We start from the raw sequence: 15,969 nt of genomic DNA on the forward strand, positions 1-15,969 counted from the left end.
TCGAATCTGACCCGGCCCGGGTGCTTGAGGCCTTCAACCGGCTTACACTTAATTCTGTATGGCGATGGACAATCCGACGTTTCAGAAGCTGTTGGCGTTTGGGATCGACCGGGGGGTATCGGACATTCACTTCGAGGTCGGCTATCCGCCGCACTATCGCCTGCACGGTGAATTGCTCGGGGCGATCAAGGTGCCGCCGCTCATCGCTGCCGATACCGAAACCATCGCCAAGATGATTTTGGCGGACCGCGGACAAAACGTAGACTTTACGCGCGCTTTCCGCGAGATCGACGTCTCATATTCGCTGGCACAGCGGGGGCGCTTTCGAGCTTCCATTTTTCGCCAGCGCGGCGCGGTCGGCATCGTCATGCGGCTCATTCCGCCCCAGGTCGTGACCATCGAAGATCTAAACCTGCCGCCGGTCTTGGCCGAAATTGCCGATGTTCGGCGCGGCATGGTGCTGGTGACGGGCGCCACGGGCAATGGCAAGTCCACCACGATCGCGGCGATGGTGCGCTACATCAATGAAACCCGCCACGCGCACGTGATTACGATCGAGGACCCGATTGAATTCATTCACGAGCCAGGCAAGTGCATGGTGATCCAGCGCGAGGTTGGCTCGGATACCGATAGCTTTAAGGACGCGCTGATCGCGGCGATGCGGCAAGACCCCGACGTCATCATGGTCGGCGAGATTCGCGATAAAGAGACCGCGGCGACGAGCCTCAAGGCCGCGGAGACCGGCCACTTATTGCTGTCGGCCATTCACACGCCCGATACCATGTCGACGATTCAGCGCTACGTTGGCTTGTTCGACGCCGATGAGCAGGCGATCGCGCGCGAACGCTTGGGCGACTGCTTGCAAGCCGTGGTGTCGCTGCGGCTGATTGCGGCCAAGGAAGGCCGCCGGCGCCTGCCGGCGGTCGAGATTCTTCGTGTCACGCGCTCGGTGCGCGAGGCAATCCGCAATAATCGCTTGAGTGACATCCCTGAATTGATCAAAAAAGGTCGCGACCTGTATTCGATGCAATTGTTTGACCAGCATCTCGTCGATCTCGTGAACAGCGGCTTGGTTTCCATGGAAACCGCGATGTACGCGTCATCGAACCCCGAAGATTTCGAGCGCTCCTTGCGCTTCGGCTAGCCGGGGTTACCGTGTACGATAACGCGGTGGCCGCTCCGTTTGGCACCGATGTCGCACATGCCGCGGCCATCCTGCGCCGCGGCGGGGTGGTGGCGTTTCCCACCGAGACGGTTTATGGGCTTGGCGCCGACCCTCGGCAGGCTTCGGCGGTTGATCGCGTGTACGCCATCAAGGGCCGCCCGCGCAATCACCCGTTGATCGTGCATGTGCATGAGGCCGCCGAGGTGGCGCAGTGGGCCGCGGTCGTGACGCCCGCGGCGACACTCCTGATGTCGGCATTTTGGCCTGGGCCGCTGACGTTGCTGTTGCCCAAGGCTGACGCCGCGCCAGATGCAGCGTTTATCGAAAGCTCGTCGGTCGCGGTGCGCATGCCAAACCATGCCATGGCATTAGCGTTAATTGCGCAGGCTGGCGGCGCCGTGGCCGCGCCGAGCGCCAATCGTTTCGGTGCGCTCAGTCCCACGTCCGCGGCGGACGTCGCCGCGGATTTGGGCGATGACGTCGACTATATTCTCGATGGGGGCCGCTGCGAGGTGGGGGTGGAATCGACGATCGTCAGCCTCCTTGGCGATCAGCCCGTCATGGTGAGGCCAGGTGGCATCACCCGCGCTCAGCTTGAGGCCTTGGTGGGGCAAATGGGCGGGGCGCCGGCGACGGGATTGCGGGCCCCCGGCCTTTTGCCATCGCATTATGCGCCGCGCGCGCGCTTGCTGGCCGTGTGGTCGCGCGACCTCTCGGCGGCGTGTGAGGCGCACGTCGCGCAGTGCCTGGCCGAAGGACGTGCGCCTCGCTACGGCCTGCTAGTCCGCAATTCGGACGATGTGGCAGGGCTCCGCGCTAACGGGTCGTCTCCACTACAAATCATCGCGCTTAGTGATGACGTGGCCTTGTTGGCGCGGCACTTGTACGAGGCCTTGCGCTCGCTAGATGATGCCGGGGTTGATACAATTATAGCCGTCATGCCAGATGCGGTGGGGGTAGGGGAGGCCGTGGTCGACCGTCTGCAAAAGGCCTCCGGACCGCGAGATTTCGTGAAAGGCAAAATGCCATGAAAGCCAAACCATCAGCCTCGGCTGCCCCAAAACGCGGCGGACCAACGGTGCCCGTGGTTGGTATCATCATGGGCTCCAAGAGCGACTGGCCGACCATGAAACACGCGAGCGACGTGCTCACGGCGCTTGGGGTCGGGCACGAGTCGCGCATTGTATCGGCGCATCGCACGCCCGACTTGTTATTTACCTATGCCGAGCAAGCGGCCGCGCGTGGCCTCAAAATCATCATCGCCGGGGCAGGCGGGGCAGCGCACTTGCCTGGCATGACCGCGAGCAAGACGGCCTTGCCTGTGCTCGGGGTGCCCGTGCAGTCCAAGGCGCTTAGCGGCATGGATTCGCTGCTATCGATCGTTCAAATGCCTAAGGGCATCCCGGTAGGCACACTGGCTATCGGCGAGGCGGGCGCTGCCAACGCAGGGCTCTTAGCGGCTGCAATCTTGGCGACGACAGACCTCGCACTCGCAAAGCGCCTCGCGGCCTATCGAGCCGCACAAACGGCCGCCGTGCTGGGAGATGAACTTTGAGCAGGGCTCGCTCGACGGTGCGTCACCATTCGCAAAATGGCGATATCGCCGCGGCTGCCACCGCGCCGCTGCTACCGGGCTCAACCATTGGCGTGCTGGGCGGCGGCCAGCTCGGGCGCATGATGGCGCTGGCGGCACGCCGCATGGGCTATCGCATCGTCGTGCTCGATCGCAATGTGCGCTGCCCAACCGCGCAGGTGGCGGATGGCTTCGTGCTCGGCACGCTCGAAGATCGCGACGCGGCAATGTACTTAGCCGCGCAGTCCGACGTCATCACGCTCGACACTGAGCATGTGCCGGCCGATGTACTCGAGGCGCTGGAAGCTCGGGCGCCTGTACGTCCGGGCGCCGCCGTCCTGCGCACCATTCAAGACCGGTTGACGCAGAAAAATTTTCTGGCGTCGCTCGGCCTGCCGCAGGCAGCGTATGCGCCGGCGGCGTCGCTTGGTGAGCTGACGAGCGCGGTCGCCATGGTCGGGCGGCCTTCTATTTTGAAAGTTAGGCGCCACGGCTACGACGGCAAGGGTCAGGTGCGCATCACGGACGCCAGCGATCTCAACGAGTCGTTGCGACAGCTCAAGTATGAGCCCGCGGTGCTTGAGGCCTTAGTGCCATTTGCACGCGAAATCTCCGTCATCTTGGCGCGCGGCATGGCCGGCGATATCGAGGTCTTCCCGATTGCCGAGAATCAGCACCGCAATCACATTTTGCATATTACGCGAGCCCCAGCACCTATGCCCGAGGTTCGCCGCGGAGAGGCGATTGCGATCGCGACACGTATTGCCAACGAGCTTGGCCATGTAGGCGTCATGGCGGTCGAAATGTTCGAGCTGCCGGATGGCACCTTGCTGGTCAACGAAATCGCGCCGCGCACCCACAACAGCGGGCACTACACCTATGGAGCGTGCACCGTCTCGCAATTCGAGCAACACGTGCGTGCCGTCTGCGGCCTGCCACTCGCCGAGGCGCGGCAAACCACGGGCGCCGTCATGCTCAACCTGCTTGGCGATCTGTGGGCCCACGGCGAACCCGACTGGTCCGTCGTGCTCACCCACCCCCGTGCGCGCCTCCACCTCTACGGCAAAGAAGGCCCCGCGCCCGGCCGCAAGATGGGCCACGTCCTGCTCCTGGACGACAACGCCGAGCGCGCCCTCGCCGACGCCGCCTCCATGATGGGGTCACTCTCGCACCAAAATTCCATATAAATTTCAATGTGTTAACACGGGTGCTGCGTAGTCACCGGACGCCCGCATCGATTCGATGCCACATCGCTCAATTGGGTGAAATGCATCGCACCAATGTGAGGCGCACGCCGATAACCCATGCAATGCGCAAACCCCGCCATGTTGTTACCTCTGAACCGCACGAGGTCGCGTTGACGAGTGTAGCGATGCGAACATTGTTTTCATACCCGAGCGATTATTTGCGATTCCTCCGTGTGCTGGCTGAATCGATGGAACGAAATCGATGCCAGTTACATGCCTTTTCGCTAATCTCTCGTTGTGCATATTTGCTAATCGCTCCGCGCGCACCCCTGGATCTAAGCAATTGCATGCAAGTTACGTGTCAACGGTACGCGTTGATCCGGAATCGGTTGACCAAGAGCAGCGGTGCGCTCTTCGCTCGACGTTTTGAATCAACGTATATTGAACGGACCGATATTGAAAAGACGCGACGTCGCATCGAATCGCATCCAGTTGTGGCTGGCAAAGCTGAATCGCCCGAAGCGTATCGTTGGTCTTCGGCCAACATCAGACTTGCCGCAGCATTGCGAGTCGCCTAAGTCGTATGCGCAGCGTGCGATGTAGAGCTCAGACGCCAGGTGACTACGCAGTAGCGTGTTTAACTGGCTAAATTTGTTTGGAAATTTCGGGGCGGGAGTGACCCTAGGCGGCTTCGAAGAGGCCGGCGGCGCCTTGGCCGCCACCGATGCACATGGTGACGATGGCGTACTTGCCGCCGCGGCGGCGCAGTTCGTAGAGCGCGGTGGCGGTGAGCTTGGCGCCGGTGCAGCCGAGTGGGTGGCCGAGCGCGATGGCGCCGCCGTTGACGTTGAGCTTGGCGTCAGGAATGCCGAGCTCTTTTTGGCAGTAGACGGCTTGGCTGGCAAAGGCCTCGTTCATCTCGAAGAGGTCGATGTCAGAGACCTTGAGGCCGGTCTTGGCGAGCAGCTTTTGCACCGCGGGCAGGGGGCCAATACCCATGAGGGCCGGGTCGACGCCGACGGTGACGAACGCCTTGAAGTAGCCAAGCGGCTTGATGCCGAGGGCTTTGGCCTTGTCGTCCGACATCACCAAACAAGCGGCCGCGCCGTCAGAGAGCGGCGAGGCGTTGCCCGCGGTGACCGAGCCGCCCATGGAAAAGGCAGCCGGCAGTTTGCCAAGGCCTTCGAGCGTAGTCTCGGGGCGCGGCAATTCGTCGATGGCAAAATCGCTGTAAACGCGCTCGCCATTTTGGCCGTAGCCAATCGCGCGCACCGCGACGATTTCGTCTTTGAAGACGCCTTTTTCGATGGCCGCCTTGGCCTTCATCTGGCTGCCAAAGGCAAAGGCGTCTTGCGCCTCGCGCGAAATGTTAAACTTCTTGGCGACATTTTCCGCCGTAATGCCCATCGGCGTATGCGCGGTAGGAAAGCGCTCCATGAGCTCTGGCGAGGCGCTGAGGTGAAAGCCGATCATCGGCACCATGGTCATGGATTCGACGCCGCCGGCGACCACGACGTCGCTGCTGCCAACCGCAATCTGACCAGCTGCCGTCGCAATGGCTTGCAGGCCCGACGAACAAAATCGGTTGATGGTTTGGGCGCCAGTTTCAATCGGCAGGCCGCCAAGCAAGCCTGCGAGGCGCGCGACGTTGAGGCCTTGCTCGCCCTCGGGCATGGCGCAGCCGAGTACGAGGTCGTCGACGTCGCTGGGTTTAAGTTGTGGCACGCGCGCGAGCAGCGCGGCGATGACGTCGCCCGCCAATTCGTCGGGGCGCTTGTTGGTGAGCGAGCCTTTGACGGCGCGACCCACCGCGGAACGGACTGCTTCGGCAATGACAATTTTGGTCATGGTGTTTTCCTTGGTTGCAGGTGGGTTAGTTGCGCAGGGGCTTGTTGTTCATGAGCATGTGCTGCATGCGCGCGATGCTCTTCTCTTCGCCGCACAGCGAGACAAAGGCCTCTCGCTCGAGGTCGAGAATTTCTTGCTCGGTGACCGCGTGGGTGTGGCCGGTGGTGCCGCCGCACAAGACGTTGGCGAGCTTGCCGGCAATTTTCGCATCGTGCTCGCTGGCATAGCCGCCGGCGACCAACGTGTTGATCATCATCTTGAGCGTCGCGATGCCGCTGTCGCCAGGCAGCTTGTAGGCCCGGGGCGTCGCCGGGTGATAGCCCGCGTTGGCGAGGCCAATGACGCGCTGCTTGGCCTCGTGCAGCTGCCGCGCGCGGTCAAACGACACGCCGTCGGTGCCGCGGAAGTAGCCGTAGGCCTTGGCTTCTTCGGCCGACGTGGCGACCTTGGCGAGCGCGATGTTCTTAAACACCTGCGTCACCACGGCGTACGAGTCGACCTCGACGCCTTCGGGAATGCTTTCAAAGGCACGCCACAGCATGTTGAGGTTGCCGGCGCCGCCAGGAATGAGGCCCACGCCTACTTCCACCAGGCCAGCATAGGTTTCAGAGGCCGCTTGCACGCCGTCGGCGGCGAGGCAGAGCTCGAGGCCCCCGCCCAGCGTCATATTATATGGCGCAGCGATCACCGGCACCGACGCATATTTCATTCGCTGCAGACCGGTCTGCAAATTCCCAACCATGGCCGAAATGCCATCCCATTGCTTTTGCTGCGCCGCCATGGCGACCGCGAAGAGGTTGGCGCCGACGCAGAAGAACTCTCCTTGGTTAAACAGCAAGAGGCCCTTGAAGTCGCGTTCGGCGCGCTCCACGGCGAGCGTCAACATGCCGATCACGTCGGTATCGATGCTGTTGGCCTTGGTCTTAAACGTAAGGCCCAAGACGCCATCGCCCAAATCCCACGCCTCGGCCCCGGCGTTCTTAAGCACGGGCGCGTCGCCCTTGCGCATGACGGTGAGCGTGGCCTCACGCGCGTCGGGCTTGTTGTCGGCGTATTTGCCGGCCGCGACGTCATAGACGGTGTGGCCTTGATAGAAGCTGGTGGCGCCGCTGTCGCGCATTTTCTTGATGCTGGCCGGCAGCGCAATGCCGTCGGCGACCATGCGATCGTAGGTGGCAGCAAAGCCGAGCGCATCCCAGATCTCAAAAGGCCCGAGGTCCCAGTTGTACCCCCACTTCATGCCGTCATCGATCGCCTTGACGCTGTCGGAGATTTCGCCGAGGCGCCGCGCCGAATACGCCATGCTCTTGCTCAGGGTTTTCCACGCAAACTCGCCGACCACTCCCTCGGTGGCGACGAGCTTCTTGATGCGCTCGCCGGCATCTTCGATCTTGGCGATGCCCTTGGCGGCCTTGATCAGCGCCTCATTGCCGCCCTTGGCGCGGTATTCGCCGGTTTTAGGATCGAGCGTTTCGACCACGCCGCCCTTGCCCTTTTGTAGAAGCCGCCCTTGGTCTTGTCGCCAAGCTGCTTCTTTTCGATCATCGCCGCCAAATACGCCGGCATCTTAAAGACCTCGCGGTCCTCATCGCTGGTGAGCACGTTGTAGCAATTGCTCACCACATGGCCGAGCGTGTCGAGGCCGACCATGTCGCCGGTGCGAAAGGTGGCGCTCTTGGGATGGCCCATCGGGATGCCGGTGAGCGCGTCGACGTCTTCGGGGGCCAAATCCATGGCGAGCATTTGATGGATGGTTGCCATCATGGCGTGCGCGCCAATGCGATTGGCGATGAAGTTTGGCGTGTCCTTGGCCCATACGATACCCTTGCCGAGCACGTCTTTGCCCCAGGCCTCGACGCGCGCCTTGACGTCGGCATGCGTATCGGGGCCCGCGACCAATTCGAGCAGCTTCATGTAGCGCGGTGGATTAAAGAAGTGGGTGATGAGGAAGTTCTCTTTGAACTTGGCGGTGCGGCCCGCCATCATGTCGACGATGCGGAGCCCCGAGGTGTTGGACGCCACGATGGTGTCGGGGCCGACAATTTTTTCAAGGCGCGTAAACAGCGCCTGCTTGATGTCGAGCTTTTCGATGATGGCCTCGACGATAAGGTCGCAGTCTTTGACGCGCTCAAGATCGTCTTCAAGATTGCCGGTCTGCACCAGGAGCGCATTGCGTGGGTGAAAAAACGACGCCGGCTTGCCCTTGAGCAGCTTGGCGATGGCGCCGTCGGCGAAGCTATTGCGTACCGATTTTTTGCCCTTGTCGGCGTCGGCAATGTTTGGCGGCACGATGTCGAGTAGCACCACCGACAGCCCCGCGTTGGCGCAATGCGCGGCGATGCCGCTCCCCATCACCCCAGAACCCAGCACAGCAATCTTGCGAATTGGTTTGGTCATAAGCGTCCTTCACCAAGAGGTTTAGCCGATTTGGCCAAAGGCGGCTAGCCGCGGCACCGCCTACGGGGGCGCGGCGGGCAACAAAAAAGGCCTGTCCGATTGGACAAGCCTTGGAGAGCACCCTTGCCAGCGGCGAGGGCGATGCGGCGACCTCTTAGAGGCGCAGCGAGTAGTATTCGATCACGAGCCGCGAGTCGATTTCGACCAGCGCCGAGCCTTCGTCAGGCATGCCCGAGACTTTGATGGTCTTCTCGGCGTCGACGACGTCGAGCCATGGCGGCGCGGCGTAGCGGCGAGTGGCGATTTGGTTAGTGATGCTGTCGATCGCTTCGCCGGTCTTGGTAAGGCCGATCACGTCGCCGAGCTTGACGCGGAACGACGCGATGTCGACGCGCTTGCCGTTGACGCTGATGTGGCCGTGCGTCACCGCTTGGCGCGCGGCTGGAATGGTCGGGAAAAAGCCCGCGCGGAACATCACGTTGTCGAGACGTCGCTCGAGCAATTCGATGAGCTTGGTGCCGGTTGCGGTGGTCGAACGACCAGCCGCTTGCACGACGCCACTGAACTGGCGCTCGGAAAGGCCGTAGTAGAAACGAAGCTTTTGCTTTTCCATCAAGCGCAGGCCAAACTCCGTGACCTTGCGACGCGCATAGCCGTGTTGGCCTGGGCGCTGCGGACGACGATCAATGCCTTTGGTGGAAAGGCCGGGCAGACTTACGCCGAGCGCGCGTTGAACTTTTACCCGTGGACCAGTGTATCGACTCATGTTGCTTCCTTATATTCTTCTCGCCGTGGCAAAACCGCGGCAGGCCTCTGCGACGCGGTCTTATAGAGCAAGGCGGCCTTATAGATCAATGAATCAAATGCCGTACAGGGCAATCGTCCACGAAATGAGGGGGCGTGGGCAATTGGTTCTGACGGCCTGACAGAGCGCTCCCTCGGAGCCTACGTTCGTACCGTAAGTTGCTGATATTACATAAGCCGTATGCGCCAGCTCGTAAGTAGCCGTGCCCTTTACGTCTCCCTATCGTGTGCCATGCTGTGTGCTGTGATTGCACGCCCGGCACCTCGGCATTTGATCGCCCTGGCGGCGGTCGGCCTGGCTTTTGCCGCCGCACCCGGCGCCATGGCCCAAGTGCCGGCTAGCGATGAGGCGGCGGTTTCCGAAAACATCGTAGTCGAGGTCACCGACCGGCGCACCGGCGAGGCCATCGAGCAGGCGCTCGTGCTAGTAGGCGAGGCGACGTACCTAACTGATGCGGCGGGCGAGGCGGCGGTCGCGGCGCCGGCAGGAACCACATTTGTCGTTGTCGCCAATGGCTATCTTACGGGGAGCGGCACGCTATCGTCACCACGACAAACGATCGCGTTGCGACCCGAGGCCGACGCCGAAACCATTATTGTCAGCGGCGAAACACCCGAGCAAACCAAGGCGACCTCGTACGAGCTGTCCGGCGACGAGATTGCGCGCATTCCCGGCGCGGCCAACGATGCGTTGCGTGCAATTCAATCGCTGCCCGGCGTTGCACGAATTCCGTTTAGCTTTGGTGGCCTCGCGCTACGAGGCATGTCGCCGCGCGACACCGCGGTGTATTTCGACGGCATCGAGGTGCCCTTAGTGTTTCACTTTGGCGGCCTGCAATCGTTTGTGCCGTCGCATCTCATCGACAAAATGGATGTGCAGCTCGGTGGTTTTGAGAGCCGCTTCGGCCGCGCCCAGGGCGGGGTGGTCGATATCACCAGCGTCGATCCGCGCACCGACAAGCTGCGGCTGGGCGGCGAGGTGAGCTTGCTGCATTCCGCGCTTTACGCCGAGGGACCGGTGCGGAAGGGCAGCAAGATCGGTGCGCTCATTGGCCTGCGGCGCTCGTATCTCGATGTGCTGGCAAGGCCCTTTGTGCTGCCGGAAGACCCCTTGCCGAGCTATTTTGACGGGCAAGTACGGCTGTCGTGGGGCGACGCGAAAAAGGATGGGCATTGGGCGCCGCTCTTGCTGACGTCGTGGGATCGCGTGGCGTCGACGGACATCTCGGTGAACCTGTGGTTTGTGCGTGCGGCGGTGAAATACACGCGTCAGCTCGCGAAGGACCTGGTGGTGTCGGTGACGCCATGGTTGGGGACCACCGTGATTTCGTTTCGCGGCGATCGCGACGAAGAAGAGGGCGATGGCTCACCGACGCGCAACATTGTGTTTCGACGCCCGGTGTATCCGTGGGGCACGCGCATTGATGCGGTGCGGGATGAAACGTGGGGGCACCTGCGCGCGGGCGTCGACTTTCAGGGCGGCTATCTCGGGGTTACGACGGTAACCGGTTTTAATCGCGATGAGGGTGAAGGGCCTGAGACCATCTTCACATCGCGGACGTGGAACGATATTGGCGTGTGGGGCGAGCTGCGATATTCGCCGAGCGACAAGTGGTCGGTCAAGCCGGGCCTGCGGCTCGACTATTACGATCTTACCGGCGAGTTCGTGATGGACCCGCGGATCAATCTGCATCAGGTGGTGACGCAGGACTTAACGCTGCGGCAGGCCTTTGGCGTGTTTCACCAGGAGCCAGCGCCGACCGAGCTCGACACGCCGTTTGCCGAGCAAAAGGTTGGCAGCAGCACGACGTACCAGTCGTCGGTGGGCGCGGAATTGCAACTGCCCGAAGGCATCACCACATCACTGGTGGCGTTCTGGCACGAGAGCCGGGGGCTGCCCGTGCGCTCGGATGAAGATCGCAACATCTTGCGCAGCGATGGCATGTCGCCGGCGCTGTTCGAAATTGTGCTCGAATATGTGGGCGACGGCAGCTATCGACGCAACCTCGGCAAGGGGCGCTCGATTGGGCTCGAGTTCATGGCGCGCCGGCAGGTTGGCCGATGGTTTAGCTTTATCAGCTACACGTATGCCAAATCGCAGCGCACGGAAGACCCCGCGCTGTTTGCGGGTTGGCACGCCTATGCGCTTGATCAACCGCATCGCCTGCACGTGGTGAATTCGGTGGATCTTGGCAAGTGGCAGCTCGGTGCCAAGCTGACCATGGTGTCGGGAAATCCGTTTTCGCCGGCGGTGGCGCTTGAGTCGCCAAGCGGCGGCGATACCGAGCTGGGTTTTGGGCGCCGCCTGCCGACGTTTATTCAACTCGACGTGCGCATCGATCGCCGGTGGAAGAAAAAGCGTGGCGAGCTCTCGCTGTTTTTGGATCTGCAAAACGCGACGCTGCGCAAGAACGTCGAAGGCCGAGACGACGACATCGAACAAGTCGATGGCGTATGGACGCTTGTGCGCGAGGACACGCTCGGCTTGCCTGTGCTGCCGATCCTCGGGCTGATGTTTACGCCGCGGTAACGCCCGCGCGTCATCCTTGACAATTGGTTACGTTTTTCTGCGGGAAAGCGCGTGGGACGAGGCGCTACGCTTGATGCCATGAAACAACAAAGCATCGTCTTGTTGATGGCTGCGAGCATCGCCGCATGGTGGCCTGCGCGTGCGTTCGCTAATATGCGCGCCCCGGGCTACAAGACCCATGCGCCGTCATCGGCCTTGCGTGCGCGCGCGCCAGCGTCGGGGTTGGTCGTGGAGGGTGAGCGGCTGGCGATCGCATGCGATACGGCGTGTGACGTCGTCGCGACGTATACGGTCAATGCTAAGGCCGCGCGGACCGTCGAGCTTGAGTTCGTGCTCCCGACGTCGGCCCCCATTGAAGTGCGGCACGGGCAGGCCTCGGTCGCGCCGATCGTCGCCGAGGCTAAGCCACTTACACCCCACGAGTACCAGCTCGATCGGTCGTCGATGAAGGCGCGGTACGGCGGCGGCGATGCGTCGCTATTTCGCGCGCGCTTTGCCTTGGCCCTGACGGCGGGGCAGAATGCGATCGAGGTGCGCTATGTCCAGCCGCTGGGCGGCCAAGAGCGCGGGCATGGCTATTTTAGCGACGGCACGTGGGCGCATCGCTTTCACTACGAGCTGTGGCCCCTGGCCGAATGGGCGTTGGCCGACGACTTTTCCATGCAGGTGGCCGTCTCGTGGACGCTGCCAGCGGTCTCGAGGTGGACGAAGTGGTTTGGCGAGGTGCCAGCCGTGCGATGCCTGGGCGGAGGGCGCGGGGTGACGGCCGAAACGGCGTTGGCGCCCACCGCGACCCAGAAGATCGCCGCGGGCCGCCAATTGGAATTTGTGTGGGGGCGGCAGTTTCCCGACCGCCTAATTTGCGAACGCAGCGGCATGCCGACGGCGCCGATGCGCAAGTAGAAGGCGGTGGTCGATTCTGCTTGGCAGGCTCGTCAAATAACGCTACCTGGCACCCATGCGACGTATCTTGGCGTGTTTGGTCCCTACGCTGCTGGTGCTGGCAGCCTGCACGGATAGTGACCATGTGGTGGTCGATGAGCTCGGGGACCAGTTTGCGGGCGCTGACACCGACACCGACAAAGCAACGGACGTCATGCTGTCGATCAGCAACGACTATCGAAAGTGTGTCTCGCCCTTGTGCGGCGGCGTATTCGCCAAGCGCACCAACTACGCCAAGGTCCGCTGCGATGGGGCCTGGCGCAAGGAATGCTATCTCGCCGACCTCGATTTTTCCGCTGCCTCCGTTCCGCCGGGCTACGACCTTCTTTCCGTGCGGCAGGCTGTCGAAAATGGAAACGTCCTGCTTCGTGGCACCATCGTTAAGGCAACGGAAGGCGCCGCCGCCGGCCTCAATGTGCTGCTTGTCAGCGAAGTATGGCTCTCTGCCACCCAGGCCGCTGGCGAGGGTGTGTTCGTTTCCATCACCCCAAGTGGCATCTACTGCATCTCCGCGCCGTGTCCAAATTTTCACGAACGCCGCGTCAACTCGACCCTCAGCGCGACGATCGCGGACATCGATTTTGCGCCAAGCGGCGCGACCGATGAACAAATAGGTGCGGCGATCGGGGAGGCCTTCACCACCGGGCTAATCGTCGTTGGCTATCGTTACACGGTTTATGCCAACGGTGCCTCAGCGAAGGGCCGCACGGCCACGCAGTTTTTTACCCAACTTGAGCCTCCTTGCATGGTCACAGGTTGCAGCAACCAAGTTTGTGCCGATGAGCAGGTGATGACGACCTGCGAGTATCTAGAAGAATATGCGTGCTACGCCGAGGCCGAATGCAAGCGGCAAGAAGATGGCCAGTGCGGGTTTACCCAGACGCCAGACCTAGAGGCGTGTCTTGCGGCGTTTGGCGCTGACCAAAACTAGGGGGCTCACGTCCCGCTCATGCGACTTCGCCACCACGCGCTACACGCCTCAAAAGTTGTCGCGTTGTTGCTTTAAGAACGGCCGATCAATTTGCTCCGCTAACAGCGCGAGGTCGCTTTGGCTCACGCCGCAAGCGGCGAAGTGCGGCTGCCACGTCGCTACGGCGGCGATGACCTGGCGCACCTCGGCGGCGGCGGCATCTTTTTTTAGCGCAAATGCTTGGTACATCGACATGGCGTTGTCGAGCGTGGCGTCGGCTTCGGCGGTGCCCACCCGCATTTGCTGATAGCCGAGCGCCTGCCCCGACGGCAGGACATCGAACGCGGGCGAAAGCTCGTAGTGTTGGGTGGCGGTGACGAGGAGGACGTGATTCTTTTCGTGGTCGTCGGTGTTGTCGATCAAAATGTTAAACACCATGCGGCGAAATAGCTCGCGCATCTGGTCGGCGTAGGCGTCAGCGTTGGCGTCTGCCCGACGTCGCAGCACTTGCGCCAACTCGGGATAGCCAAACCGCTCGCCCGCCGCCCGCAGCGCGACATGCGCCGACAGGGCGTGAACCCGCCCTTGGGGCAGTCGATCGAAGCGCTTCACCGCGACCGCATGGCCATCGGCGAGGCGAATGGCCCTGGTTGTCGCGGTGCGGATGCCTGCCTGCCGCGCCAGCGACATGGCGGCGTGTTCGATCAGCGGCGTATCGACCGCATCGCCATCGGCAAACTTTACAACCCACGGCGCGCCATCGATTTCGACCAACGCCTTGGGTCTCGCGCCGCCCATGGTGACGCCCGGCACGATGAGGCGTTGTTGCGCGGCGGGGATGGGCTCGTTGGCCAACACGCGCTGGACGAGCTGCTCGATGGTGACGATGTCTGCGAAATTTGGCAATGGGCCGAATTTTCGCGGCAGATACGCGGTGGCCGAGGTGGAGACGCCTAAGGCACCAAAGCGGTCATCGCCGGCAAAGTAGAGATACTCCATCAGCGACAGCCGCGAGGGCTTGTCGATAAAACGGATGATGCGCTCGCCCCATCGATCCGGGCGGGCGTCATCGACCGCGCCAGCCGCGGTGTCTTTGTCCTTGGGCATAAACTCGCTGTCCCACAGCGGCAGATCTTCGCTAAGGGCAAAGCCATGCTCGCGCCAGCTCGCGGCGTAGCGCAACGAAACGCCGCGCAGCGATCGCACGACGTTGAGTTCGCCAATGAGCACCGGATGGCGCGGGTCGGCGAGCATCCATAGGTAGAGCGTATCCGCCGGCGTGTAGGCGGTCATTTGGCGACGGCCTTCTGCGCGGTGCGCGCGGATTTGCGTTTAGCTGCGGCGCGAAGGTCGAGTTCGAGGGCGCCGCGATCGGTCGTCGGATCTGCAAGGTCGGGCAATGCGTCGGCGCGGCCAATCATCCACAGCGCGGTGGTCAGGACGCCAACGCTGACGCCTGGGTTGCCCTGCTCTAGGCGAATGAGCGTGGGCACGGAGACCCCAAGACGCCGAGCCCAAAGCCGTTGCGATTCGCGGCGCCGCAAGCGCGCAATCGCGAGATTTTCACCCAACTTTTTGAGCGCCAAGACCGCGCTCGGCGGCATGGTGTCGCTAACGTTGGATGTTTTTGACATAATATATAATTATCATATTTTGATGAATTGATAAACTATATATTATCTGATGGACGATTGAATCGACAAAGCCTGTACCCCTGAATTCGGCGAAGCGAGCAGGTGCGACCGGGGACGTCGATGGCGGCGATTTGCGCGCCTTGCGGACGCCTCGCGATGTTTGGCAATTACGGACTGCGAGTCCATAACTGCCAAACAGTTAATTTGAAAGCGGTATTTTGCATTCGCCGACCTGGCTCGCGCGCAGTCGGGCCTGGGCAATGGGTTACATGTTAATCAGGCAGATTGCCGGACTTGAAGAATTCTTCGCGGTCGGCGGCGCGCAATTCGGAGACGGCATCCATTTGCGGATCGGCGCTCTTGGGGGCCTTGGCGGATTTCATCTTGCCCGCGAGGCGCCACTTGCCATCGACGTGGACGAAGTTGTAGATGTGGAAGCCCATCTTCTTGCCGGGGGCGAGCAGGCGCACCGAGCAAAGTGGAATGGGGTTCTTCATCGCGGCGAGTGCGAAGCCTTGGTAGCCGATGGCGGCAGGGTCGGCGGCGTCGGTGAAGCATTCAACTTTAACCTCGGTCTTGCCGTCGGCTTGTTTTTGCTTGAGTAGGCCCGGGATGGCGGCTACGTCGCCAACTTCGCCCGCTTCGGCGAGGACGAGCGCGCCGTTGGCGTCGCCAAAATTGCCTTTGAACCACGCCTCGGCATTGGGGAGCGCAAGGTCGCTCGGCGAAGCGGTGCCGGCGATTAGGTCTTGCACCAATTGCGTGAGGCCTTCGGTCGAAGCGGGGTAGTCCTTGTTATTGGCTGGCGTGGCAGGCTGCGCCTTTTGTGTGGGCGCTGGCGCCGACGTGTCCGCCGCCTCTTTCTTGCCGCAGCCGGTGAGGGCAACACCAAGGCACAACAGGTAGTTCGTAACGCGAAAGGTTGGTTGGGTCATTTGCGCAAAGCCTAGACGCAACAACGTCCGGGTCACAAGCCAGT

At 62.0% G+C, this 15,969-nt stretch carries 12 protein-coding genes and 1 pseudogene; 7 read left to right on the forward strand and 6 right to left on the reverse strand.

Features of this window, described 5'->3' with window-relative positions; all coding sequences use genetic code 11:
- Positions 1 to 64: 64 nt before the first annotated feature.
- From IPL79_17340 to IPL79_17355, 4 genes are read left to right on the forward strand one after another with little or no spacing between them, the layout of a single operon-like run.
- A complete protein-coding gene (locus IPL79_17340) occupies positions 65 to 1,144 on the forward strand; it encodes a PilT/PilU family type 4a pilus ATPase (GenBank protein ID MBK9072744.1) in 1,080 nt (359 codons plus the stop codon).
- 26 nt (positions 1,145 to 1,170) lie between these two features.
- On the forward strand, positions 1,171 to 2,196 hold the full coding sequence (locus IPL79_17345) for a threonylcarbamoyl-AMP synthase (protein ID MBK9072745.1): 1,026 nt from the start codon (positions 1,171 to 1,173) through the stop codon (positions 2,194 to 2,196).
- Complete coding sequence (purE, locus tag IPL79_17350; GenBank protein ID MBK9072746.1) at positions 2,193 to 2,720, forward strand: 5-(carboxyamino)imidazole ribonucleotide mutase; 528 nt, start codon at positions 2,193 to 2,195, stop codon at positions 2,718 to 2,720. Before IPL79_17345 ends, purE begins: the two co-directional genes overlap by 4 nt.
- On the forward strand, positions 2,717 to 3,925 hold the full coding sequence (locus IPL79_17355; protein ID MBK9072747.1) for a 5-(carboxyamino)imidazole ribonucleotide synthase: 1,209 nt from the start codon (positions 2,717 to 2,719) through the stop codon (positions 3,923 to 3,925). The genes purE and IPL79_17355 overlap by 4 nt, the downstream gene beginning before the upstream one ends.
- A 681-nt stretch (positions 3,926 to 4,606) precedes the next feature.
- Here IPL79_17355 and IPL79_17360 read toward each other — a convergent pair.
- The 3 genes and pseudogenes from IPL79_17360 to rpsD all read right to left on the reverse strand — a co-directional run bounded on the left by IPL79_17360 (position 4,607) and on the right by rpsD (position 8,936).
- Positions 4,607 to 5,773 (reverse strand): thiolase family protein, encoded by a 1,167-nt coding sequence (locus IPL79_17360; protein MBK9072748.1) that lies wholly within the window; start codon positions 5,771 to 5,773, stop codon positions 4,607 to 4,609.
- A 25-nt stretch (positions 5,774 to 5,798) separates the two neighbouring features.
- Positions 5,799 to 8,170 (reverse strand): annotated as a pseudogene (locus IPL79_17365) (3-hydroxyacyl-CoA dehydrogenase).
- Positions 8,171 to 8,324: 154 nt separating this feature from the next.
- Positions 8,325 to 8,936 (reverse strand): 30S ribosomal protein S4, encoded by a 612-nt coding sequence (gene rpsD, locus IPL79_17370; GenBank protein MBK9072749.1) that lies wholly within the window; start codon positions 8,934 to 8,936, stop codon positions 8,325 to 8,327.
- Positions 8,937 to 9,218: 282 nt separating this feature from the next.
- On the opposite strand from rpsD, the gene IPL79_17375 reads away from it, so the two are divergent.
- From IPL79_17375 to IPL79_17385, 3 genes are all read left to right on the forward strand, one after another.
- Positions 9,219 to 11,504: a TonB-dependent receptor gene (locus IPL79_17375; GenBank protein MBK9072750.1), complete on the forward strand. Its 2,286-nt coding sequence runs from the start codon at positions 9,219 to 9,221 to the stop codon at positions 11,502 to 11,504.
- Positions 11,505 to 11,582: 78 nt separating this feature from the next.
- A complete protein-coding gene (locus IPL79_17380) occupies positions 11,583 to 12,407 on the forward strand; it encodes a hypothetical protein (protein MBK9072751.1) in 825 nt (274 codons plus the stop codon).
- Positions 12,408 to 12,462: 55 nt separating this feature from the next.
- Positions 12,463 to 13,377, forward strand: a complete 915-nt coding sequence (locus tag IPL79_17385; protein ID MBK9072752.1) for a hypothetical protein — start codon at positions 12,463 to 12,465, stop codon at positions 13,375 to 13,377.
- A 48-nt stretch (positions 13,378 to 13,425) separates the two neighbouring features.
- Here the strand turns inward: IPL79_17385 and IPL79_17390 are convergent, their stop codons facing one another.
- From IPL79_17390 to IPL79_17400, 3 genes are all read right to left on the reverse strand, one after another.
- Complete coding sequence (locus IPL79_17390; GenBank protein MBK9072753.1) at positions 13,426 to 14,649, reverse strand: HipA domain-containing protein; 1,224 nt, start codon at positions 14,647 to 14,649, stop codon at positions 13,426 to 13,428.
- The gene (locus tag IPL79_17395; protein MBK9072754.1) at positions 14,646 to 14,990 is read right to left on the reverse strand and encodes a helix-turn-helix domain-containing protein; all 345 of its coding nucleotides are present in this window, start codon (positions 14,988 to 14,990) and stop codon (positions 14,646 to 14,648) included. The genes IPL79_17390 and IPL79_17395 overlap by 4 nt, the downstream gene beginning before the upstream one ends.
- Positions 14,991 to 15,262: 272 nt before the next feature.
- Positions 15,263 to 15,925 (reverse strand): hypothetical protein, encoded by a 663-nt coding sequence (locus IPL79_17400; protein MBK9072755.1) that lies wholly within the window; start codon positions 15,923 to 15,925, stop codon positions 15,263 to 15,265.
- Positions 15,926 to 15,969 lie beyond the last annotated feature (44 nt).

The sequence above is a fragment of the Myxococcales bacterium genome (assembly GCA_016716835.1).
In the GTDB taxonomy this organism is placed as follows: domain Bacteria; phylum Myxococcota_A; class Polyangia; order Haliangiales; family Haliangiaceae; genus JADJUW01.